This window comes from Phenylobacterium ferrooxidans (assembly GCF_042714595.1).
Lineage (GTDB): Bacteria > Pseudomonadota > Alphaproteobacteria > Caulobacterales > Caulobacteraceae > Phenylobacterium > Phenylobacterium ferrooxidans.
Genome location: NZ_JAOTJD010000002.1, coordinates 145,009 through 166,713 on the forward strand (window position 1 = coordinate 145,009; position 21,705 = coordinate 166,713).

16 protein-coding genes are annotated in these 21,705 nt (G+C 68.6%); 8 read left to right on the forward strand and 8 right to left on the reverse strand.

Annotation, left to right across the window (positions count from 1 at the left end):
* Positions 1 to 100 precede the first annotated feature (100 nt).
* Entirely contained in the window at positions 101 to 1,561 is a 1,461-nt protein-coding gene (locus OCL97_RS02170) for a DEAD/DEAH box helicase (protein WP_377367258.1), read from the forward strand.
* A 103-nt stretch (positions 1,562 to 1,664) separates the two neighbouring features.
* On the opposite strand, the gene OCL97_RS02175 is transcribed toward OCL97_RS02170, so the two are convergent.
* Positions 1,665 to 3,251 carry a ShlB/FhaC/HecB family hemolysin secretion/activation protein gene (locus tag OCL97_RS02175; RefSeq protein WP_377367186.1) on the reverse strand — a complete coding sequence of 529 codons (1,587 nt, stop codon included), beginning with the start codon at positions 3,249 to 3,251 and terminating at the stop codon, positions 1,665 to 1,667.
* A gap of 180 nt (positions 3,252 to 3,431) precedes the next feature.
* On the opposite strand from OCL97_RS02175, the gene OCL97_RS02180 reads away from it, so the two are divergent.
* Complete coding sequence (locus OCL97_RS02180) at positions 3,432 to 4,826, forward strand: FecR domain-containing protein (RefSeq protein WP_377367188.1); 1,395 nt, start codon at positions 3,432 to 3,434, stop codon at positions 4,824 to 4,826.
* Complete coding sequence (locus OCL97_RS02185; protein WP_377367190.1) at positions 4,823 to 7,213, forward strand: putative bifunctional diguanylate cyclase/phosphodiesterase; 2,391 nt, start codon at positions 4,823 to 4,825, stop codon at positions 7,211 to 7,213. Before OCL97_RS02180 ends, OCL97_RS02185 begins: the two co-directional genes overlap by 4 nt.
* Here the strand turns inward: OCL97_RS02185 and argJ are convergent.
* A complete protein-coding gene (gene argJ / locus OCL97_RS02190) occupies positions 7,210 to 8,673 on the reverse strand; it encodes a bifunctional glutamate N-acetyltransferase/amino-acid acetyltransferase ArgJ (RefSeq protein WP_377367192.1) in 1,464 nt (487 codons plus the stop codon). The two genes, OCL97_RS02185 and argJ, sit on opposite strands and share 4 nt — an antisense overlap.
* The gene (locus tag OCL97_RS02195; RefSeq protein WP_377367194.1) at positions 8,670 to 9,701 is read right to left on the reverse strand and encodes a peptidylprolyl isomerase; all 1,032 of its coding nucleotides are present in this window, start codon (positions 9,699 to 9,701) and stop codon (positions 8,670 to 8,672) included. The genes argJ and OCL97_RS02195 overlap by 4 nt, the downstream gene beginning before the upstream one ends.
* Positions 9,702 to 9,851: 150 nt before the next feature.
* On the opposite strand from OCL97_RS02195, the gene OCL97_RS02200 reads away from it, so the two are divergent.
* Together OCL97_RS02200 and secA are read left to right on the forward strand one after the other, a co-directional pair.
* Positions 9,852 to 11,027, forward strand: coding sequence for an acetyl-CoA C-acyltransferase (locus tag OCL97_RS02200; RefSeq protein WP_304774530.1), 1,176 nt, complete (start codon positions 9,852 to 9,854; stop codon positions 11,025 to 11,027).
* Positions 11,028 to 11,257: 230 nt separating this feature from the next.
* Positions 11,258 to 14,020 carry a preprotein translocase subunit SecA gene (secA, locus tag OCL97_RS02205; protein WP_377367196.1) on the forward strand — a complete coding sequence of 921 codons (2,763 nt, stop codon included), beginning with the start codon at positions 11,258 to 11,260 and terminating at the stop codon, positions 14,018 to 14,020.
* Between the two features lie 338 nt (positions 14,021 to 14,358).
* Here secA and OCL97_RS02210 read toward each other — a convergent pair whose 3' ends face one another.
* The 5 genes from OCL97_RS02210 to OCL97_RS02230 all read right to left on the reverse strand — a co-directional run bounded on the left by OCL97_RS02210 (position 14,359) and on the right by OCL97_RS02230 (position 18,685).
* Complete coding sequence (locus OCL97_RS02210) at positions 14,359 to 14,748, reverse strand: nuclear transport factor 2 family protein (RefSeq protein ID WP_304774526.1); 390 nt, start codon at positions 14,746 to 14,748, stop codon at positions 14,359 to 14,361.
* Complete coding sequence (locus OCL97_RS02215) at positions 14,745 to 15,725, reverse strand: NADPH:quinone reductase (RefSeq protein WP_377367198.1); 981 nt, start codon at positions 15,723 to 15,725, stop codon at positions 14,745 to 14,747. Before OCL97_RS02215 ends, OCL97_RS02210 begins: the two co-directional genes overlap by 4 nt.
* On the reverse strand, positions 15,722 to 16,156 hold the full coding sequence (locus tag OCL97_RS02220; protein ID WP_377367200.1) for a DoxX family protein: 435 nt from the start codon (positions 16,154 to 16,156) through the stop codon (positions 15,722 to 15,724). Before OCL97_RS02220 ends, OCL97_RS02215 begins: the two co-directional genes overlap by 4 nt.
* 68 nt (positions 16,157 to 16,224) lie before the next feature.
* Positions 16,225 to 17,613, reverse strand: a complete 1,389-nt coding sequence (locus OCL97_RS02225; protein ID WP_377367202.1) for a carotenoid oxygenase family protein — start codon at positions 17,611 to 17,613, stop codon at positions 16,225 to 16,227.
* A 25-nt stretch (positions 17,614 to 17,638) separates the two neighbouring features.
* A complete protein-coding gene (locus tag OCL97_RS02230) occupies positions 17,639 to 18,685 on the reverse strand; it encodes a DUF2855 family protein (RefSeq protein WP_377367204.1) in 1,047 nt (348 codons plus the stop codon).
* Between the two features lie 87 nt (positions 18,686 to 18,772).
* Here OCL97_RS02230 and OCL97_RS02235 point away from each other — a divergent pair, with 87 nt between their 5' ends.
* The 3 genes from OCL97_RS02235 to OCL97_RS02245 are packed head-to-tail and all read left to right on the forward strand — an operon-like array spanning position 18,773 to position 21,619.
* Positions 18,773 to 19,366, forward strand: a complete 594-nt coding sequence (locus OCL97_RS02235; RefSeq protein WP_305338720.1) for a TetR/AcrR family transcriptional regulator — start codon at positions 18,773 to 18,775, stop codon at positions 19,364 to 19,366.
* Between the two features lie 59 nt (positions 19,367 to 19,425).
* Entirely contained in the window at positions 19,426 to 20,574 is a 1,149-nt protein-coding gene (locus OCL97_RS02240) for an epoxide hydrolase family protein (RefSeq protein WP_377367206.1), read from the forward strand.
* A gap of 37 nt (positions 20,575 to 20,611) precedes the next feature.
* A complete protein-coding gene (locus tag OCL97_RS02245) occupies positions 20,612 to 21,619 on the forward strand; it encodes a threonine aldolase family protein (RefSeq protein WP_377367208.1) in 1,008 nt (335 codons plus the stop codon).
* The last annotated feature ends 86 nt before the right edge of the window (positions 21,620 to 21,705 follow it).

Here is a 21,705-nt window from a genome sequence, read left to right on the forward strand (position 1 = left end):
CCCGCCACGCGGGGGCTTTCCACAAATGACCCCGCGCTCAGCGACCCTGGCCATCCGGCTGGCGGCCGCATTCGGCGCATATGTGAAAGATACTGACGTTTTGACCAAGTTCACCGACTTCGGCCTCGCCCAACCCCTGCTGAAGGCCCTGGCCGACGAAGGCTACACCACCCCCACCCCCATCCAGACCCAGGCCATTCCCGGCGTCATGACCGGCAAGGACCTGCTGGGCATCGCCCAGACCGGCACCGGCAAGACCGCCGCCTTCGCCCTGCCGATCCTGCATCGCCTGGCCGCCGACCGTAAGCCCGCGCCGCGCCGCGGCTGCCGCGTCCTGGTGCTCTCCCCTACCCGCGAACTCGCCACCCAGATCGGCGAGAGCTTCAAGGCCTATGGCAAGCACCTGGGCGTCTCCGTCGCCGTCGTCTTCGGCGGCGTGAAGTACGGCGGCCAGATGCGTGCGCTGGCCGGCGGCGTCGACGTGCTGGTGGCCACGCCTGGCCGCCTGATCGACCACCTGGGCGAGAAGACCATCACGCTTGGCGGCGTGGAGATCTTCGTCCTCGACGAGGCCGACCAGATGCTGGACATGGGCTTCATCCTGCCCATCCGCCGGATCGTGAAGTACCTGCCCAAGGAACGGCAGAACCTGTTCTTCTCCGCCACCATGCCCACCGAGATCGGCAAGCTGGCCGGTGAACTGCTCAACCCCAACCCGCTGAAGGTCTCGGTCACCCCGCAGGCCACCACGGTGGAACGGGTCGACCAGAAGGTGATCTTCGTGGAGACGGCCCGCAAGCGCGCCCTGCTCTGCGAACTGTTCGCCGAGAAGAACTTCAAGCGCGTCATCGTCTTCACCCGCACCAAGCGCGGCGCCGACCGGGTGGCCAAGTCCCTGGAAGCCGCCGGCGTCGAAGCCGCGGCCATCCACGGCGACAAGAGCCAGGGCCAGCGGGAACGCGCTCTGGCCGCCTTCAAGGCCGGTGAAGTCCGCGCCCTGGTGGCCACCGACATCGCCGCCCGCGGCATCGACGTCGACGCCGTGACCCACGTCGTGCAGTACGAACTGCCCAACGTGCCCGAAAGCTACGTCCACCGCATCGGACGTACGGCTCGCGCCGGCGCCGGCGGTTCGGCCGTGGCCTTCTGCGCCGACGACGAACGCAACCTGCTGCGCGACATCCAGAAGGTGACGCGCCAGAACATCCCCACCGAGGAACGCCGCGGCGACCGCGCCCTGATGGTCATGACGCAAGCCATGCCTGAAGTGGCCGCCGAGCGGGCCGAGGCCGGCCGCAAGAACCATGGCGGCGACCGCAACGGCGCCGGCGGCGCCCGCAAGCCGCAGAACCGTAGTGACCTGCCGGGCGGCCTGCGCGCGCAGCGCAACCGTCCCGCCAAGGGTCATGGCGGCGGGGCCGGCGGTGATCGCCACCCCCACGGCGCCCGCACCGGCGGCGAGCGCGCCTCCACCACTCCCATCAGCCAGGCGGGCTTCAAGGGTCCCAAGCGCGAAGGGGCCGCCGCGGCCCCGGCCAAGCGCTGGAGCCCCATCGACTAGATGGCCTGACAGTCTGAGCTAGATCGAGCGCCTCGCCCCACCGGGCGGGGCGCTTTTCATTGGGCCGGAGGGCGGACGCGCCGTGGAGCGCGGCGCGTGGACCTTAGAACCTTGTCGAGAGCGCGAAGAACGGCCGCCAGGTCTTCTTGCGGCGGTCGTAAGGCGTGCGGGTCAGGGGGCGGGCCGCCTCGACCGTCAGGGTGGCGCGGTCGACGACGCGGGCGCGGACGCCCAGGCCCGTGGAAACCAGGTCCGCGTCGGCGCCTGAGCGCTCGAGGTTCCAGACCTTGCCCGCGTCGAGGAAGCCGTAGCCCTGGAGGAAGCTGAAGGGCCCACGCTTGGGGCTGAAGCCGGCGCGCAGCTCGGCCGACGCCGCGACGCCCTGGTCGCCACCGATTTCGGCATAGTTGTAGCCCCGTCCATAGGGCGCGCCGCCGACCACGAACTCCTCCGACGACAGAAGGCGGTGCGGCGACCATTGGCCGTCTGCGGTGAGGAACAGCCCCGCCCAGGGGCCGAGGTCGCGATAGTGCGAGCCGTGGACGTTGAGCTTCACGAACTGGCGCGAGGCGTCGGCGCGCGACAGGCCCTCCTCGGGCCCGGCGCCGGGGCGGCCCCGTTGGCCGGCCGAAACCTGGGCGAAGAGGTTGCTGGACTCTCCGGGAACGGTCACGTCGGCGTTGAAGGCCCCACGCAGCACGACCACGTTGTCGGCATAGCCGCCGGTGTCGGTCCAGTCCTGCTCGATGTGCCGCGCCTGGAGGGTGGTCTGGGTCCAGGCGTTGACCCGGCGGTCGCGCTTCAGCGGCTTCAGATAGCTGACGCTCGCCGACAGGCTCTCGCTGCCCACGTCGGTGGACATGGTGTTGGCGCCGTCGCGGGCCTTGGCCATGCCGATCGTGCCGCGCAGGCGGGCCCCGCCACCCAGGGGGGCGGAGTAGCTCACCTCGCCATAGGTGAAGGCCCGCGGATCGTTGGGCACGGCGAGCACCGCCAGGGCCAGCTGATCGCCAGGGCGGATAACGGAGTTCCTGGCCGCGCGGCCATAGGCCTGCCAGGGCCCGCTGGTCTTGGGGCCGCGGTTGTCCACATAGGTGCTCAGGGCCAGGGGCTTCAGGCTGGCGACCGCCACCAGGCGGTGGCGGGCAGGATCGTCCAGCACCGGTTCCAGCTGGGTCTTGATCTGCACGCCCGGCTCGTCGCCCGCCAGGCTCAGGCGGCGTTCCAGCTCGGCGAGGCGCAGGGGGCGGAGCTCGGACAGGCCCTTGAGGTAGGGAGACGCGGCGGGCGCGCCGATCCCGGTCAACGCCACATCGCTGATGTAGCCCTCATAGATGCGGATGCGCGCGACGCCCGTGCCCGGGGCCTGCGGCGGCACGACGGCGCGGGACAGGAAGTAGCCGTCGGCGCGGTACCGGTCGGTGATCGCCGTGGCGATATCGACCAGGTCGGCGGTGCTGACCTCGCGGGTGAGATAGCCTTGGTACAGGGCCGCCAACTCGCCGGGCTTGTAGACCGTGAGGCCTTCCAGGCTGACCGCGTTGAGCTGGAAGCAGCCGCTGTCGGGGAGGCCGCAGGCGGCGGCCGGGGGCGCTTCATCCTGTGGCCAGGCGAACACCGGCAGCGACAAAAACATGACCGCGGCGACAAGCATGGCGACGCGGACGGGCCAGTCCGCCGTGCGCCACACCCCTGCTCCAGCCCACGTCACGCCTGCGCACCTTCGAACCACGACCTCCGTTGGTGAACGAACATGGTGAACGAGACCCTAACGTACCGTTATTTTTCCCCGCCTTAGCAAAGGCTTAGCCACGGCGAGGTGATTTGTGACGCGAGCGATAATTTTTCGGTCCACAGATTGGGGTCACCCATGCGCCGCACCGCCCTGCTTTTTGCCTGTTCGGTTCTCGCGTTCGCCGCCGGTTCGGCCCAGGCCGCCGCCTGGCGGTTGGTGGAAGTCAACGGCACGGTGCGGATCACCGTCCCCGGCGCCGAGGCCGTCCCGGCCCGATTGAATCAGGCGGTGCCGACGGGTTCCAGCATCACCACCACGCTCGGCGCCCGCGCGTCCCTGGACAACGGGTTGCAGCAGATTGTCGTCGGCCCCAACAGCCGCATGACCGTGGCGCCGGACGCCGGCGGCTTCACCCGGGTGATGCAGGACCTGGGCGCGGTGATGTTCAAGGTGGACAAGCAGAAGTCTCCGCACTTCCGCGTCGACACCCCCCTGCTGGCCGCCATCGTGAAGGGGACCACCTTCACCGTGGTTGTGGGGCCGATGTCGGACGCGGTGAATGTGGCCGAGGGCCTGGTGGAGGTCCGCTCCAACGGCTCGGATCTCGGCAGCGACGTCGGAGCGGGATCGAGCGGGGCGGTCTCCCGGGACGCGCCGCAGTCGGTGCAGGTCACCGGCTCCGTGACCCCCACCGCGGGCGCGCCTGAGGCCGTGAAGATCGAACCCCTGGACTACAAGACAGTATCGGGCGGCCTGGTGGACTCCGGCGGACCGACCATGATTGCAAATGAGGCGGGCGCGATCGCCTCGGGCAATGGCGCCGCCAGCGCCGCGATGGGGGCGGAGACCGTCGGGCCGGCCGCCCTCCCAATCGAGGTCGCCCGGAACGATCGCCAACTCGAAGCCTCCGACGCCCGGGGCGGGAATGGTCCCGCGGACGGCGGCGGCGCGGCCCTGACCCACGGTGCGGGAAGCAACGGAAATGGCGGCGGGCCGCCCGAGAACCCAGGCGCCAACGGCCCCGGCAATGGAAACAGCGGGAACGGCGGCGCGGCCGCCGAGACCGGAAACGCTGGCTCCAATGGCAATGGCGGCGGGAACAACGGCAACGGAAACGGAAACGGCGGCGCGGCCGCCGAGACCGGAAACGCCGGCTCCAATGGCAATGGCGGCGGGAACGCCGGCGCCGGCAACGGCGGCGCGGCCGCTGAGACCGGAAACACCGGCTCCAATGGCAATGGCGGCGGGAACACCGGCGCCGGCAACGGGAACGGGAACGGCAGCGCGGCCGCTGAGACCGGAAACACCGGCTCCAATGGCAATGGCGGCGGGAACACCGGCGCCGGCAACGGCAACGGCGGCGCGGCCACGGAGACCGGAAACGCCGGCTCTAATGGCAATGGCGGCGGAAACACCGGCAACGGAAACGGCAACGGCGGCACGGACGGCTTGGTCGCAGGCCTGATCAGCACCGTTGGCGGCGTGGCCGAAGATGTGACCGGTAACGGCAAGGGTCGCGGATCCAAGTGAGCCGACTGGGCCATCTGATCGGCCGCCTGCGGTCGCAGGTCGGCCTGGCCGCGGCGGCGCTCGGCGTGGCGTTGGCCATGCTGAGCGGCGCCCTCACCCCCATTGAGGATGCCCTGGCCGCCCTCCGCTTCCAGGCCCTGCAGCGCGCGCCCAGCCACCAGATCACCGTCGTCGAGATCGACGTCCCCAGCCTTCGGGCGGCCGGACGCTGGCCCTGGGGCCGCGACCGTTTCGCCACCGCGATCGGCAACCTGCAGGCGGCGGGCGCCAAGGTGGTGGCTTTCGATGTCGACTTCAGCGCCAACTCAACCGCCACCACCGACAAGGCCCTGGCCGACGCCATTGCCGCGCGGCCGGGCTCGGTCATCCTGCCGACCTTCGTCCAGCCCGTGCGGCGCGCGGACGGCCGCACCAGCCTGGTGGAGACCTCGCCGCTGCGCGGTCTCTCGACGGAAGCCCTGCTGGCCAGCGTGAACATCCCCATCGACCCCGATGGCCGCGTGCGCCGCTACACCTACGGCTTCGGCGCGGACGAGACCTATCGCCCCTCCATGGGCGCCTCCCTCGCGCAGACGCCTCAACAGCGGCGCGACAGTTTCCTGATCGACTATGCCGCGAGGGTCGGCGAGATCGACCACCTCAGCTTCGAGGACGTCTACCGCAACCGGTTCGATCCAAGGCTGGTGCGGGGACGGTCGATCCTGATCGGAGCCACGGCCCTGGAACTTGGCGACGAGTTCGCCACCCCGCAGGCCGGCACGGTGAATGGGGTTTATCTCCACGCCCTGGCGTTCGAGAACCTGACCAGCGGCAGGGCCATGACGACTCCGCCGGCCTGGATGACCTTCGCCCTGGCCTGCCTGCTGATATTCTTCCTGCGCGCCAACAGCGAGACCGCCCGGGCGTCGTTGTCACGCCGCCACGTGGCGGTCGGGGTCGGCTTGCTGACCCTGCCCATCCTGCTGCAGAATCTGGCCCCCGTGAGCCTGTCGGTGGCGCCGCTCGTGGCCGCCCAGCTGGCGTGCCTGCTGTGGGCGACGCAGGCCGAGCTCGCCCGCCGCGCCCGCTCGATCATCGAAGAGCGCGAGGCGGGCCTGCTGCACCAGGCGCTGCACGAGCCGGAGACCGGCCTGCCGAACCGCCGCGCCCTGCTGAGCGAAGTCACGTCGCGGATGCAGGAAACCGAGGGGGGCGCCCTGGCGGTCGTGGCCATCGGCATCGACCGCTACCCCACCATGCGCGGCGCTGTGGGCTACAGCCTCTCCAACCTGATCGTTCGCGGCGTCGCCGCCCGGCTGCAGGCCGTGTGCGGCGACGGCCAGGTCGCCCACCTCTCCACCTCGGTGCTGGGACTCGTCCTGCACCGCGCCGACACCCGCACCCTGCTGGCCGACCTCAACAGGCTGGAGACCCTGGACCCCGGTCACGAAGTGGCCGGACACCCGGTGGACGCCTTCATCAAGCTGGGCGTCTCGCACCGCACCTCAACCCAGGACGACCCTGAACGGCTGCTGGAAAACGCCGCCCTGGCCCTGGACGAAGCCCGGCGCTTGAACCGCCGCCTGGTGACCTTCGAGGCCGAGACCTACGTGGATCCCTCGCTCAACCTCGCCTTGATGACCGAGATGCGTCGCGGCCTGCACGCCGGCGAAATCAGCCTGCACTACCAGCCCAAGCTCACCCTCACCGATAGCGCGGTGCACAGCGTCGAGGCCCTCGTGCGCTGGAGGCACCCGGTGCGGGGCCCGATCGCGCCCGACAGCTTCATCGGCATCGCCGAGGAGACGGGCGCCATCCGCGAGCTGACCGAGTGGACCCTGGAGCGCGCCCTGCGGGACCGGGCCGCCCTGAAGGCCTCGGGCCATGACGTGGTCGTCTCGGTGAATCTCTCCGGGCGGCTGTTGGCCGACCGTGGCTTTTGCGACAACGTCCAGGCCATGATGGCGGGCCACGACCACGGCATCTGCCTGGAGATCACCGAGACCGCCGTGATCGAAAACCCCACCGCTGCGACGGCTTCTATCGCCGCGTTCCGCGCGGCCGGCCTCAAGGTCTCCATCGACGACTACGGCGTTGGCCTGTCGTCATTGTCCTATTTGAAGATGCTCGACGCCGATGAGCTCAAGATCGACAAGTCGCTGGTGGCGGCAGTGGCGCAGAGCCAGCGCGACCGTCTGATCCTGAAGTCCACCATCGACCTGGCCCACAGCCTGGGCATGAGCGTCGTCGCCGAGGGGGTGGAGACCGCCGACGTCCAGGCCGCCCTCGCCCTGCTGGGTTGCGACGCCATCCAGGGCTACCTGATTTCTCGTCCCGTCCCGCTGGCCGACCTCACCGAGTTCCTGACGGGCTGGGGCGAGACGCCCCGGCTCGCGGCGGTGGGCTAGCTTCGGTAGTCGCCGTTGATGGCGACGTACTGCTTTGTGAGGTCGCAGGTCCAGACGCTGGCGGCGTGCTTGCCGACGCCGACGTCGACACTGACCTCCAGCTCCTGGTTCTTCATGTAGGCGCTCATCTTGTCCTCGTCATAGGTGGGCGAGACGAGGCCGTCCTGGGCGGCGATGAGAGGGCCGAACTGGATCTTCACGCGGTCACGGTCGATGGGCTCGTCGGCGCGGCCGATGGCCATGGCGATGCGGCCCCAGTTGGCGTCCTCGCCGGCGAAGGCGGTCTTCACCAGCGGGCTCTCGGCGATGGTGCGGGCGATCTTGCGGGCCGAGGCCGGGCTCTCGGCGCCGGTGACGTTGATCTTCACGAACTTGCTGGCGCCCTCGCCATCGCGGACCAGCTGAAGGGCCAGGTCCAGCAGCACAGCCTCCAGCTTCACGCGGAAATCGGCCAGGCGTTTGTCGCCGGCGCGGCTGATATTTGGCGCGGCGGACTGGCCGGTGGCGAACAGCAGCAGGGTGTCGTTGGTGGAACGGTCACCGTCCACGGTGACGCAGTTGAAGGTGGTGCGCGTGTAGAGGCTGGCGAGCGTCTGCAAGGCGGCGGGCGAAATGGCGGCGTCGGTGGCCACGAAGGCCAGCATGGTGGCCATGTCCGGCGCGATCATGCCCGAGCCCTTGCAGATGCCCGCGATCTTGACCTTCTCTCCGTCGATCATCGCCTCGGCATAGGCGCCCTTGGCGAAGGTGTCGGTGGTCATGATGGCCCGCGCGGCCCCGGCCCAGTTATCGTCGGTGAGCTTGGCCTCGATGTCGGGCAGGCGCTGGGTGATCTTGGCGTCGTCCAGCAGCACGCCAATCACCCCGGTGGAGGCCACCATCACGTCGCGCTGGCGGCAGTCGAAGCGCTTGGCCACGGCCGAGGCCACCCGGCGCACGGCGTCGGCGCCCGGCTTGCCGGTGAAGGCGTTGGCGCAGCCAGCGTTGACCACCAGGGCCCGCGCATCGGCGCCCTTGGACATCTCCAGATGCTTCTTGCACCAGTCCACCGGCGCCGAGCCGATGCCGTGACGGGTGAAGACGCCCGCCACGGACGTGCCCTTGGAGAACCGCATCACCAGCAGGTCCTCGCGGTCGTGCTTGTAGAAGCCGGCGCGGCTGGTGGCGATCTGCACGCCGGGGATGGCCGGGATCTTCGGGAACGGCACGGCCAGGGGCGAGACCGGCAGGGCGCCCTTGGCGGGCGCCGGGGTGGCCGGGGGAGCGTCGGCCTGGGGCTGCTTGTCAGCGCGCTTGAGGGCGGCGCGGGCGCGTTCGATGGTCTGGCCCATCACCTCCACCGGCTTGGAGGCGACCTCCAGGGCGATGGCGGCGGGGGTCTTGCCCGCAGCCATGGGTGTGGCCGCCGGCTTGGGGGGCGAAGACTTGCCGGCAGGCTTCTTGGCGGGAGGACGGGTCATGGCTTGGCCGCCTTGGCTTCGGGTTGGGCGGGGCTTTTTGCAGTGGGGGCGGCGACGGCAGGTTTGGCGCCGGCCGCGGGCGGGGTCGCTGGGACCGCCGCGGCGCCGGGGGCCACGGGCGGGGCGTTGGCCGGCTCCTTGGGCTGCCCGGGCACATCCTGGGGCGGCCGGATCAGGGTTTGAATCTTGGAGCGGGCGCGCAGCTTCTCCAGAAGATCGCGAACCTGATCATAGGTCAGGAAGCGCACGATCTGCGGCCGGGCGGCTTCCAGGGTGATGGGCTGCTCCAGGCGGCGGTCCTCGACCTTCACCAGGGCCCAGCCGCCGTCCACCTCGAAGGGTCCGACGATCTGGCCGGCCTTGGCCACCTTGAGGTTGGCGTCATAGGCCTCGGGCATGACGTCGGTGGTGAAGTAGCCGAGATCGCCGCCGTTGAAGCGGGTGGCGGCGTCGGTGGAGCGCTCCATGGCCAGGGCTTCGAAGGAGGCGCCGGTGGCCAGGAGCTTCTTGACCGCGTCGGCCTCGGCCAGGCTGGCCAGGACGATCTGGCGGGCCTTCAGCTCCTCGGACTGTTTGGCGAGCTTGAGCTGCTCCTGATAGAGGCCGCGGATGGCGTTCTCGTTGACGGCGTCGGAGACGGTGCTCTCCACCAGCATGTCGCCCAGGATTCGCTCGCGGGCGGCGGCCAGGCGGCGCTGGGCGGCGGGGTCCTTGTCCAGCTTGCGCTTGAGCGCCTCGCTGGCCAGCAGCTTCTGGTCCACCACCTCGTCCATCACCCGGCGGAACAGGTCGGAGGAAACGTCCAGGGGCTCACCCTCGCCGATCAGGCCCTGGGCCACCGCCTCGCGCTTGACGTCGGAAGCCCAGACCGTACGGCCGTCCACCTTGGCCACCGCGGCGTCACCGGGTTCGGGCGGATGTTCCGCGCCGGGGCCCTTCCCGCAGGAAGCGAGCATCAGGGTCGCCGCCAACACGACAATCATCGTGCGGACCGGGTGCGAAATGCGGGTGAAACTTCCCAGCGCCATGGGCCATACCTCGAAGTCGAAAATGCCGGGAGTCCAGCCGTCCCGCTCTAGCCATTTACGCCACGGGATGCAAAGGTCGCCGCCGATCTAAACCTGCGCGGCCCCAAACATTCAGGCCGGCGTGGTCCATTTTTCGGGAGGATATATTTCATGACGCGTGAAGCCGTAATCGTTTCCTATGCCCGCACGGGTCTGGCCAAGTCGGGTCGCGGGGGCTTCAACATGACCCCGACCATGACCATGGGCGCCCACGCCGTGAAGCACGCGGTGGCCAAGTCCGGCCTCGACGCCTCGGCGATCGAAGACTGCGTGATCGGCAACGTGGCCCACGGCGCCGGCAACCTCGGCCGCCAGGTGGCCCTGCTGGCCGGCATGCCCATCACCACCTCGGGCGTGACCGTCAACCGCTTCTGCTCCTCGGGGCTCAACACCATCGCGACGGCCGCCAACTACGTGCGCAATGACGGCGCCGACGCGGTCGTGGCCGGCGGCGTGGAAAGCCTCTCCTTCCCCGGCGGCGGCGGTTCGCGTGAGAACAACGACCCGGCCCTGTTCCAACAGTATCCCGGCGTCTTCATGCCGATGATCGACACCGCCGACATCGTGGCCGAGCGCTACAAGGTCAGCCGCGAATCCCAGGACGAGTACAGCCTGGAATCGCAGCTCCGCATGGCCGCCGCCCAACAGGCCGGCAAGTTCAAGGACGAGATCGTCCCCCTGAAGACCAAGATGAAGGTCGTCAACAAGGAGACGAAGGAAGAGTCGATCGTCGACTTCGTGGTCGACAAGGACGAGTGCAACCGTCCCGACACCACCCTGGAAGGCCTGGCCAAGCTGAAGCCGGTTCGTGAAGGCGACAACAAGTTCATCACCGCCGGCAACGCCAGCCAGCTTTCGGACGGCGCCGCCGCCGTGGTGATCATGGACTCAAAGGCCGCCGAAAAGGCCGGCCTGTCGCCGATGGGCGCCTTCAAGGGCTGGGCCGTCGCCGGCTGTGAGCCTGACGAAATGGGCATCGGCCCGGTCTTCGCGATCCCGCGCCTGCTGGAACGCCACGGCCTGAAGATCGACGACATCGACCTGTGGGAACTGAATGAGGCCTTCGCCTCCCAGTGCCTCTATTCCCGCGACAAGCTCGGCATCGATCCCGAGAAGTTCAACGTCAACGGCGGCTCCATCGCCATCGGCCACCCCTACGGCATGACCGGCGCCCGTCTCGCCGGCCACGTGCTGCAGGAAGGCAAGCGCCGGAACGCCAAGTGGGCCGTCGTGTCCATGTGCATCGGCGGCGGCATGGGCGCCGCGGGCCTGTTCGAAGTTTACTAAACCTCGAATGCCGAATTGAACGACGAGATCGGCCCTCCCCTCACCGGGAGGGCCTTTTCTTTGGGCGAATCCCGAGCTTGAGCGTTAGGCTTGCTCACCCTAGCCGCGTTGACACTTGGTGGAGCGCTGCTTAAGTCTCGCGCGCCCTGAAAAGAGCGGAATTTCCGGGCAGGCGAAGGGTCCCGTGTGGCCGCCGCCGCCGCCCCGCATCATCCGGACGTTCCCCTCGCATGCTCTTCCAACGGTTCTTCGGCTCTTCCAACGACCGCAAGGTCAAGGCCATGACGGCCCGCGTCGCGAAGATCAACGCGCTCGAACCCAAGATGCAGGCCCTGTCGGACGAGGCGCTGCGCGCCAAGACCGCGGAGTTCAAGGAGCGCCTGGCCAAGGGCCAGACCCTGGACCAGCTGCTGGAGGAAGCCTTCGCCGTGGTGCGCGAAGCCGCCCGGCGGGTGCTGGGTCAACGCCATTTCGACGTGCAGCTGGTGGGGGGCATGGTCCTGCACCAGGGCGGCATCGCCGAGATGCGGACCGGTGAGGGCAAGACCCTGGTGGCCACCGCCCCGGTCTATCTGAACGCCCTGCTGGGCAAGGGCGTCCACGTCATCACCGTCAACGACTACCTCGCCCAGCTGCACGGCGACTGGATGGGTCAGGTCTACAGCTTCCTGGGCCTGACCAGCGGCAACATCGTGCACGGCCTGTCCCAGGGCCAGCGCCAGGCGGCCTACAACGCCGACATCACCTACGGCACCAACAACGAGTTCGGCTTCGACTACCTGCGCGACAACCTGGTCTATGACGCCAGCGAGATGGTGCAGCGCGGCCACCACTTCGTGATCGTCGACGAGGTCGACTCCATCCTGATCGACGAGGCGCGCACGCCTCTGATCATCTCGGGTCCCACCGAGGACCGCAGCGAGCTCTACAAGACCATCGACCTGCTGGTGAAGGAGCTGATCAAGGACCCCACCACCTTCGACCACGACGAAAAGCAGAAGCAGGTCATCCTCACCGAGGACGGCGCCGAGAAGATCGAGGACATCCTGATGTCCGGCGGTCACCTGGCCGAGGACTCGGCGGGCCTCTATGACGCGGCCAACGTCTCGATCGTCCACCACGTGAACCAGGCCCTGCGCGCCAACGTGCTCTACACCCGCGAGAAGGACTACATCGTCCGCTCCGGCGAAGTGATCCTGATCGACGAGTTCACTGGCCGCATGATGCAGGGCCGCCGCCTGTCGGAGGGCCTGCACCAGGCCATCGAGGCCAAGGAAGGCGCTCACGTCCAGCCCGAGAACCAGACCCTGGCCTCGGTCACCATCCAGAACTACTTCCGCCTCTACGGGAAGCTGTCGGGCATGACCGGCACGGCGACCACCGAGGCCCAGGAGTTCGGCGACATCTACAAGATGGACGTCATGGAGATCCCCACCAACCGCCCGGTGGCGCGGATCGACGACGACGACGAGGTCTATCGCACCGAGGCCGAGAAGAATCTGGCCATCCTCAAACAGATCGAGGAATGCCACCTGCGGGGCCAGCCGATCCTCGTGGGCACCGTCTCCATCGAGAAGTCGGAGACCCTGTCGGAGCTGCTGAAGGAGCACACCTTCACCGACGCCAGCGGCAAGACCGTCAAGGGCGTGCCGCACAACGTGCTGAACGCCCGCTATCACGAGCAGGAAGCCCTGATCGTGGCCGACGCCGGCATCCCCGGCGCGGTGACCATCGCCACCAACATGGCCGGTCGCGGCACCGACATCCAGCTGGGCGGCAACGTCGACATGCGGGTGCTGAAGTGGCGTGACGAGCAGCTCGGCCTGGGCATCGAGGTCACGCCCGAGATGGCCATCAAGCGCAAGGCTGAGATCGAGACCGAGATCGCCGACCTGAAGGTCCAGGCCCTGGCCGCCGGCGGCCTGTTCGTGCTGGGCACCGAACGCCACGAGAGCCGCCGGATCGACAACCAGCTGCGCGGCCGCACCGGCCGTCAGGGCGACCCCGGCCATTCGAAATTCTTCCTGTCCTGCGAGGACGACCTGCTGCGCATCTTCGCCGGCGAGCGCCTCGACGGGATCATGCGCACCTTCGGCGTCCAGGAAGGCGAGGCGATCACCCACAAGTGGCTGAACGGCGCCATCGCCACGGCCCAGAAGCGCGTCGAGCAGCGCAACTACGAGATCCGCAAGAACCTGCTGAAGTACGACGACGTCGTGAACGACCAGCGCAAGGCGGTGTTCGAGCAGCGCGCCGAGTTCATGGACGCCGTCGATCTCTCCGAAGTGATCTCGGAGATGCGCCAGGACACCATTGAGGACTTGGTGACCCGCCATCTGCCGCCCAAGGCCTATGCTGAGCAGTGGGATGTCGTGGGCCTCCACGAGCATGTCGTGAGCATGCTGGGCATGGACCTGCCGATCGCCCAGTGGGCGGCCGAGGACGGCATCGCCAACGAAGAAATCCAGGAGCGCCTCCAGCAGGCGGCCGACGCGCGCGCCGTCGAGCGGGAGGCCGCCGTCGGCCCCGACCAGATGCGCAATATCGAGAAGAGCTTCCTGCTGCAGATGGTCGATCTGCAGTGGCGCGAGCACCTGATGCACCTGGACCACCTGCGCAACGTCATCGGCCTGCGCGGCTACGCCCAGCGCGACCCGCTGAACGAGTACAAGACCGAGGCCTTCTCCCTGTTCGAGAAGCTGCTGGTGGACCTGCGCCAGAACGTGACGCGCTGGCTGATGACGGTGGAGTTCAGCTACGCCGAGCCGGAGGAGCCCGCGCCGCTGAGCAACTACACCGAGGTCCACATGGATCCCCTGACCGGCGAGAACGCGGCCGAGATGGGCGCCCTGCCCGAAGGCCTGTCGGTGGCGCAGCGCGAGGCCTTGCCCGTCGCCGCCCTGCCGGACGGCTGGCAGCAGACCGGCCGCAACTCGGCCTGCCCTTGCGGCTCAGGCAAGAAGTTCAAGCACTGCCACGGGACCCTGGTCTAGGGGAGCGACGACCTGCTCGGGGTCCGAGGCGTCTGACCGGTCTGCGAGCGGGCCCGGAGAATACAAGAAGATCGCCGGCTTCCACCGCGAGGCGCACAACAGCCGCGCCTCGCTCGTCGTGGGAAGGTCAGGGGCTAGCCGAAGGCGTGACCTGACCAGGTCGTCATCGCCATGCTGATCGTCACGCCCAGCGTGAGCAGCGGCCACAGGATCTTCACGGGTCGTCTCCAAGTGCGGTAGGCGTCGCCGGGGGAGCGGCGACAGCCCGTATATGGGGTGAGCTTGGCCATTGCGGGAGGGGTCAGTTTCGCAGACCCGCTCTGCAGGACTGCATGGGGTCAGGCGGGCGTTTCGGTGAGGGTCACGTAGAGCTCGGACTCGATCACCCACTGGCCCGTGACCTTCCTCCAGACCGCCAGATAGGTCCCGGTCAGGGTCGGCGAGCCGCGCCAAGTGGCGACCCAGGTCCCCGTCTCCGCCGCGCGGGCCTCGTCCTGGTCAGGGCGAACGGCCTCGGTGGTGCGCAGATAGGTGACGAAGCTGGGATCGCGGAACTGGCTGTCGAAGGCGGCCAGCACCGACTCAACGCCCACCATCAGGCTGCCGTCGCCGGCGATCAGGTTGATGTCCGAGGCGAGAAAGGGCCGCAGGCGGGCGGCCTCGTGGGCGGCGATCAGCTTGTTGGTCAGCTTGCGCCGAGCCCGGATGGCGGTCTCGGCTGGGGTCACGGCTCGACGACCACCGTACCCACCTTGGAGCCCGCCTCCACAAGCTCATGGGCGCCGGCGCAATCCTCCAGCGGAAAACGGCCGGCGACCGAGAGAATGCGCTCGCCGGTCCCGATCCAGCGGGTGATGTCCTGCTGGGCGCGCTTGCGGGCCTCGGGCGGAGAGATCGGCAGATAGACCCCATGGACGCCGAGGTTCAGCCCCATCAGGGCGCCGGCCGGGACCACCGGCTCACGGGCCCCCTTGGTGGCGTAGAAGGCCACCGATCCGTTGACTCGAACCACCTGCAGCGTGGTGGCGATATTGCCGCCGAAGTCGACATCGACGACGTGGTGGACGCCCTCCCCGCCGGTCAGTTCGCGGACCCGTCTGGCGACCTTTTCCTGGCGGTAGTCGATGACATGGTCGGCGCCGCCGGCCCGCGCGCGGTCGGCCTTCTCTTCCGAACTGACCGTGGCGATCACCGTGGCGCCGGCCCACTTGGCCAACTGCACGGCGTAATGGCCCACCGCGCCCGCTCCGCCGGTCACCAGCACCGTGCGGCCCTGGACGGGGCCCGCGACGAACAGGCTGCGGTGGGCGGTCATGCAGGGAATGCCCAGGGTCGCGCCTTCCGCGAACGACACGCTGTCGGGCAGCTCCATCAAGAGGTCAGTGTCGAGTTCGATGTACTCGGCGGCGGACCCGAAAGCGCGGCCGTTGCGCTGGCCGTTGTAGAACCAGACCCGCTTGCCAACCCAGGTCGCCGCCACGCCCGGCCCCACCGCCTCGACCACGCCCGCGCCGTCGCTGTTGGGGGTGATGCGGGGATAGGCCATGGCGGCCGGGCCCGCGCGCATGCCGGCGTCGGAGGGGTTCACCCCAGACGCCTTCACCCGGATCAGGGCTTGGCCGTGTCCGGGGTCCGGGGTCGGGCGGTCGCCATGTTCCAGCACCTCGCGGGCGGGACCCGTGCGGTCGTACCAGATGGCTTTCATGCGGGTGTCCTCCGAAGTGGCCAGTCGATCACGCCGCCGGCGAACAGGGCCCACCAGACGAACACCGGCTGAAAGGCCAGGCGCGGCCCGTGATACCACCAGCTCGACGGCAGGCTGCCCACGTCCACCTGGCCGAAGGCGTGATGCAGGTTGGCCGGATAGACGCAGATCGCGTAGAGCGCCAGCATAACGCCGGAGATCCACCGCAGGCGCGGGATCAGCAGGCCCAGGCCGCCGAGGATTTCGCAGACCCCGGTGATCAGCACCACCTCCAGCGGATAAGGAACCCAGGCCGGCATGATGGCCAGGAAGCCCGGCGCGCTACGCAGGTGTACGACCCCAAAGGCGATGTAGATGACCGCCAGCGCCCAGCGCAGGACAGCGCGCAGGCGGGGATGGGGAAGCGGCTCGGGTCGCACCAGGAAGGTCATGGCGCGATGGTGGGAGCCCGTGCTCGCCGGAGCAAGCTCCTATCGGCGTCCGGGATGACGGGGTTTGTCTAGTCGGCCACCCAGTTGCCATGGAAGCCGAAGGGCACGCGGCGCGGCATGTGGGCCATGCCGATGGGGCCCTTGGCGACGTCGAGGGCGTCGAACACCACGAAGTCGCTGCGGTCCTCTGCGGCGCGATAGACCACCGCGGTCAGCCAGCCATCGCCCTCGGCTGCGTCGGGCGAACGCGGCGTGAAGACCGGCTCCGACGTCAGATCGCCGCCGGTGAAGGCGTGGACCTGGCGCTTGCCGGTGGCGAGGTCCAGGTGGGCGATGGCGTTCAGCTTCACCGACTTCGAATTGGTGGTGTCGCCGGCATAGAAGCCGTGGCGATAGGCGCCGCCCGCCAGCCGCTCGTCGAAGCGCGGGAACTCGCAGTCGAGGTCGTCGATGGCCTCTTCCTTGATGGCGTCGCTGTTTCCGGCCAGGTCGAAAGTCCAGCGGGTCAGGCGCGCGGCGGTGCGCAGGCCGGGCGATCCATCGGCCATGGGGAACAGCGGGGCGGCGTCGTAGCGGGCCACCTCGGCGATGATCTTGCCGTCCGCCTCATGGGCGTTCATCGGATGGAAGACGTAGCAGGCGGGCACGTTGAACCAGCGGATGGTGGAGACATCGGCGTCGCGGCGCATGACCCCGACATATCCGGCCTTCTCCGGTTCCCAGGCATAGGCCGGCAGGCCCTTCATGGCCCGCTCGAGACTGCCGGTGAGCGGCAGAACCGGGAACAGCACGTAGTTTTCGGTGACCAGGAAGTCGTGGATCATCGCCGAATAGGGCGCCTGGAAATCCGAGCGCCGGCTGACCACGCCACTGGCGTCGGTGACCCCGTAGCTCATCCCGGCCGACAGCGGCGCCTCGCCGACCCCATAGCCGAACCAGACCATCTCGCCGGTCTTGGGATCGATCTTCGGGTGGGCCGTCACCCGACCCTTGTACTGCTCCGCATAGCCCTTGGGGGCCATGGTCCCGGGGGCGACCTCGAAGGGCATGTGGCCCTCTTCCAGGGCCAGCAGGTGACCAGCGTGCCAGAGGATGTTGGTGTTGGCCACGCCACTGTCCTTGCCGGCGGCGACAGGGTCGGTGAGCATCGGGTTGAAGCCGCCGAACAGCGAGCGGCCGTGCTCGTGCTCCAGCTCCCACTTCGGCGTGCGGACATAGCGGTTGCGGTAGCTGACCTTGCCGTCCTCCACCCGGAAGGCGTGGAGCATGCCGTCCCCGGTGAACCAGTGATAGTTGGGGTCTCGCGGTTCGAACTGCGGGTTGGGTCCGGTGCGGTAAAGCGTGCCGCGCAGGCCGGCCGGGATCTCACCGGTGACCTGCAGATCGAAGTCGTCCTCGGACCGCACGGGGGCGAAGTTGCCGCCGAGATAGGGATTGATGCGAACCTCGCCGTCCATGGCGTGTCTCCCTCTAATTGACCGGTTAGGCCGGCGTGATGATGTGTCCGTCCTGGGGCCGCACGCGACCTTCCAGGACCAGGTGATAGGCCTCGGTCAGGCCCTGCTGGCCCTGGTGCTGCACCAGATTCAGCCAGGAGCTGTCGGCGACGAAGGCGCGCAGGGCCGCGTCGAAGCGGGTCTCGACCTCGCCGGGGCCCCAGTCGGCCATGCGCTTGCGGATCTGATCCGGCGCGAAGAACAGGGTCGGCGTCGGGCCTGCGATCTCCACCTGCCCGCCGCCGGCTTCCCAATGGGTGGCGCCGACGATGATGCTGCGGTTTAGGCCGGCGCCGAGGGCGGCGTGAACCTTGGCGGTCCCGCTGCGATCGCCCGCGAAGTCGACAAAGGCGGTGGGGCCTCGGGTCTTCAGCGCGGCGACCTCGTCATAGGTCAGGACCTTGTCGTAGAGGCCCAGGCCCTCGATCAGCTTGGCGTTGGCGGGCGAAGTCAGTCCGATCACCTCACGGCCGCGAGCCTTGGCGAACCAGGCCAGGCCGAGGGCGGTCTTGCTGGACGCGCTGGAGAGCACCAGCGAGGTCAGGCCTTCGTCCTCCCCCAGGAAATCGTCCAGCAGGAAGCTGGTCATCAGCAGGGGCCGCAGCAGGGCGCGGTGGTCGTCCAGGGGATCGGCCGGCGCTTCGTTGTAGGCGTTGTAGGTGGGCGGCAGCTCGGCCCGGTGCGGCGCGCGGTCGACGAACCCGCTGCGGGCCTTGACCAGTTGCATGACGAAGCTGGTGGACATCGGCAGATAGCCGAACAGGCGCAGACCGACGGGCACGTCGGCGGCCCTGGATTCCGTCACCGTGGCGAAGCCCCAGACCGGAATGCGGCCCAGGCCGTCGGGCGCCGGGAAGAACTTCCAGTAGCCGAAGGCGTCGCCGATGATCCCGTAGGTGATGTTGTTGGCGGTGAGCGAAAAACGCTCGACCTCGAGGCGGACCTCGCCGTCGGCCAGGGCCGGCGCCTCGGCGGAGACGATCTGCGCCTTGCGCAGGTCCTTGCGGTCCACCAACAGGTCCCAACCGGCCATCGTCTCCCCCATTTTGTTTCTTACGTTGTAAATTTATTGCGTAAGAGGTAACGCCTTGCAAGCAATTTGTTTGCTAGAGTCTCCGGTATGCCCCGCGTCCTGTCCGAAAGCGATGTCGCCGACTTCCGTGAGCGCCTGTGCGAGGCGGCCGAGAAGCTGTTCGCCGAGCGCGGCCCCGACGCGGTGACCATGCGCCAGCTGGCCTCTGAGCTGGGGGTCAGCCCCATGACCCCCTACCGCTACTTCGCCGACAAGGAGGACATCCTGGCGGCGGTGCGCACCAACGGCTTCAACCGTTTCGCCCAGGCCCTGGAAGACGCCTACGCAAATACGCAAGGCGCGCGAGCCAAGGGGGCGGCCGTGGGCGAGGCCTATCTGAACTTCGCCTTCGAACATCCCCAGACCTACAAGCTGATGTTCGACCTGGATCAGCCCCACGCCGAGAACTATCCCGACCTGGTGGCGGCCGGCCACCGCGCCCACGAGACCCAGACCCAGTACGTAAAGACCCTGGTGGCCGAGGGCGTGCTGCAGGGCGATCCAGAGGAGATCGGAAAGATGTTCTGGGCCGCGGCTCACGGCGCGGTGGGGCTGGAGCTGGCGGGCAAGATCCCCCCGGGCGCCGCGCGGGAGCTACACCGTCACCTGAACGGCGCCCTCGCGCGAGGGCTGCGCCCGTAAGACTTGACCGCCCCTGCGTCACTGGCCGAGGTTCCCCGCAACAGTCTGGGGAAACACGCGTGGCCAATATCCAACCCTTCGAAGTCACCTGGCCCGAGGCCGACGTCCAGGTCGTGCTGGATCAGGTGCGAGCCTATCCCTGGCCGCCGATCCCCGAGGTCGCCGACGGCTGGGCCTATGGCTGCGACGCCACCTATCTGAAGGGCCTCTGTGAACACTGGACCGAGCGCTACGACTGGCGCTCGGCCATGGCCGAGCTCAACCGCTTTCCGCAGTTCACGGCCCGGGTCGAGGACTATGACCTGCACTTCCTGCACGTGATCGGCGAGGCCGGCGGCAAGCGGCCCCTGCTGATCACCCACGGCTGGCCGGGCTCGCACTACGAGTTCTGGGGGGCGATCGAGAAGCTGGCCTTCCCGTCCCGCTTCGGCGGCGATCCGAAGGACGCCTTCGACCTCGTGATCCCGTCCCTGCCGGGCTTCGGCTTCTCGTCCAAGCCCAGGAAACCGATCGGCCAGAGGACCACCGCGCGGCTGTTCAACACCCTGATGACGCAGGTGCTGGGCTATCCGAGCTACATCGCCCAGGGCGGCGACTGGGGCGCCATGGTGACCTCGTGGCTGGGTCACGACCACGGCGAGACCGTGCGCGCCATCCACCTCAACATGATGGCCTTTCGCCCCTTCGGCGGTCCACAGACCCCCGACGAGATCGCCTGGCTCACCCGCCAGGGCGCCATGATGGACGTCATGGGCGCCTATTTCCGCCTGCAGGCCTCCAAGCCCCAGTCCCTGGCCTGGATGGGGGCGGGCAATCCGGTGGGCCAGGCCGCCTGGATCGCCGAGCGCTTCCATGACTGGTCCGACCTGCGGGCGAAGCCCCTGGACGCAGTCCACCCCAAGGACCGCCTGCTGACCAACATCATGATCTATGTGATGACCGGCAGCTTCGCGACGGGCGCCTGGTACTATCGTGGCCTGCTGGAGGAAGGCGGGATCGCCTTCAAGGAAGGCGAGCGCTGCGAAACCCCGACCGCCTTCGCCAACTTCCCCGGCGAGCCGCTCTATACCGCCCCGCCCCGCACCTGGGCCGACCGCGCCTACAACATCACGCGCTGGACCGAGATGCCCCGCGGCGGGCACTTCGCGGCCATGGAGGAGCCCGACCTGTTCGTCGCCGACGTGCGGGACTGGGGAAAGGGCGTCTAGCTCTTTTCAACGGCTGGCGATCGGTTCTATTCGGCGGATGGCCCGATACGACTTCGCATCCGACAACACCGCCCCCGCCACGCCCGAGGCGATGAACGCCCTGGTGGCCGCCAATGCCGGCGTCACCTCCGGCTACGGCTCTGACCACATCACCAAGGCCGGCGCCGACGCGGTCCGCGCCTTGCTGGACGCCGACGCCAGCGTGCGGTTCGTGGCCTCCGGCACGGCGGCCAACGCCATATCCCTGGCCACCCTCTGCCAGCCCTTCGAGGGCGTGCTGTGTCACCAGCATTCCCACATCGCCACCGACGAGACAGGAGCGCCGGGCTTCTTCGGCCATGGCCTGGGAATGATCACCCTACACGGGGCCTCGGGACGCATTGATCCGAGGAGCCTGGTCGCGCCGCTGGCCGCGCCCGACCAGCCGCACTGGCAGGCGCCGGCGGCGCTCTCGGTCACCAACGCCACGGAGTACGGCACGGTCTATTCCGTCGCCGAGCTGAAGGCCCTGATCGATCCGGTGAAGGCCAAGGGCTACCGCGTCCACCTCGACGGGGCGCGGCTGGCCAATGCGGCGGCGGCGGGCTTTGACCTCAAGGCCATCAGGACCCTGGGGGTCGACATCCTGGTGGTGGGGGGGACCAAATCGGGCATGACGCCGTCCGAGGCGGTGGTGATCTTCGATCCTGTCCTGGCCCGCCGCTTCGACGCGCGGCTGAAGCAGTCGGGGCAACTGCCGTCCAAGGGCCGTTTCTACGCCGCGCCCTTCATCGGCATGCTGGAGGACGGCGCCTTTGTCCGCCACGCCGCCCACGCCAACGCGATGGCCAAGCGTCTGGCCGCCCTCATGCCCTTCCCCATCGCCCACCCCGTGGAGGCCAATGCGGTCTTCGTGGAGATGGACGAGCCGACCCTGCAGCGGCTGCACGCCGCCGGCTGGTTCGTCTACCGGTTCATCGACGGCTCGGTGCGCTTCATGTGCTCGTGGGCCACCACGCCCGAGGTGGTGGATGAACTGGGCGAGGTATTGAGGCAAGTCGCCTGAGGCATTCGTTGTCTTCGCCATGCATTGATCGAAGTTGACGCATTTTCGCCACAATCCGCAAAAATTGCGTAACACACTCGTAACTT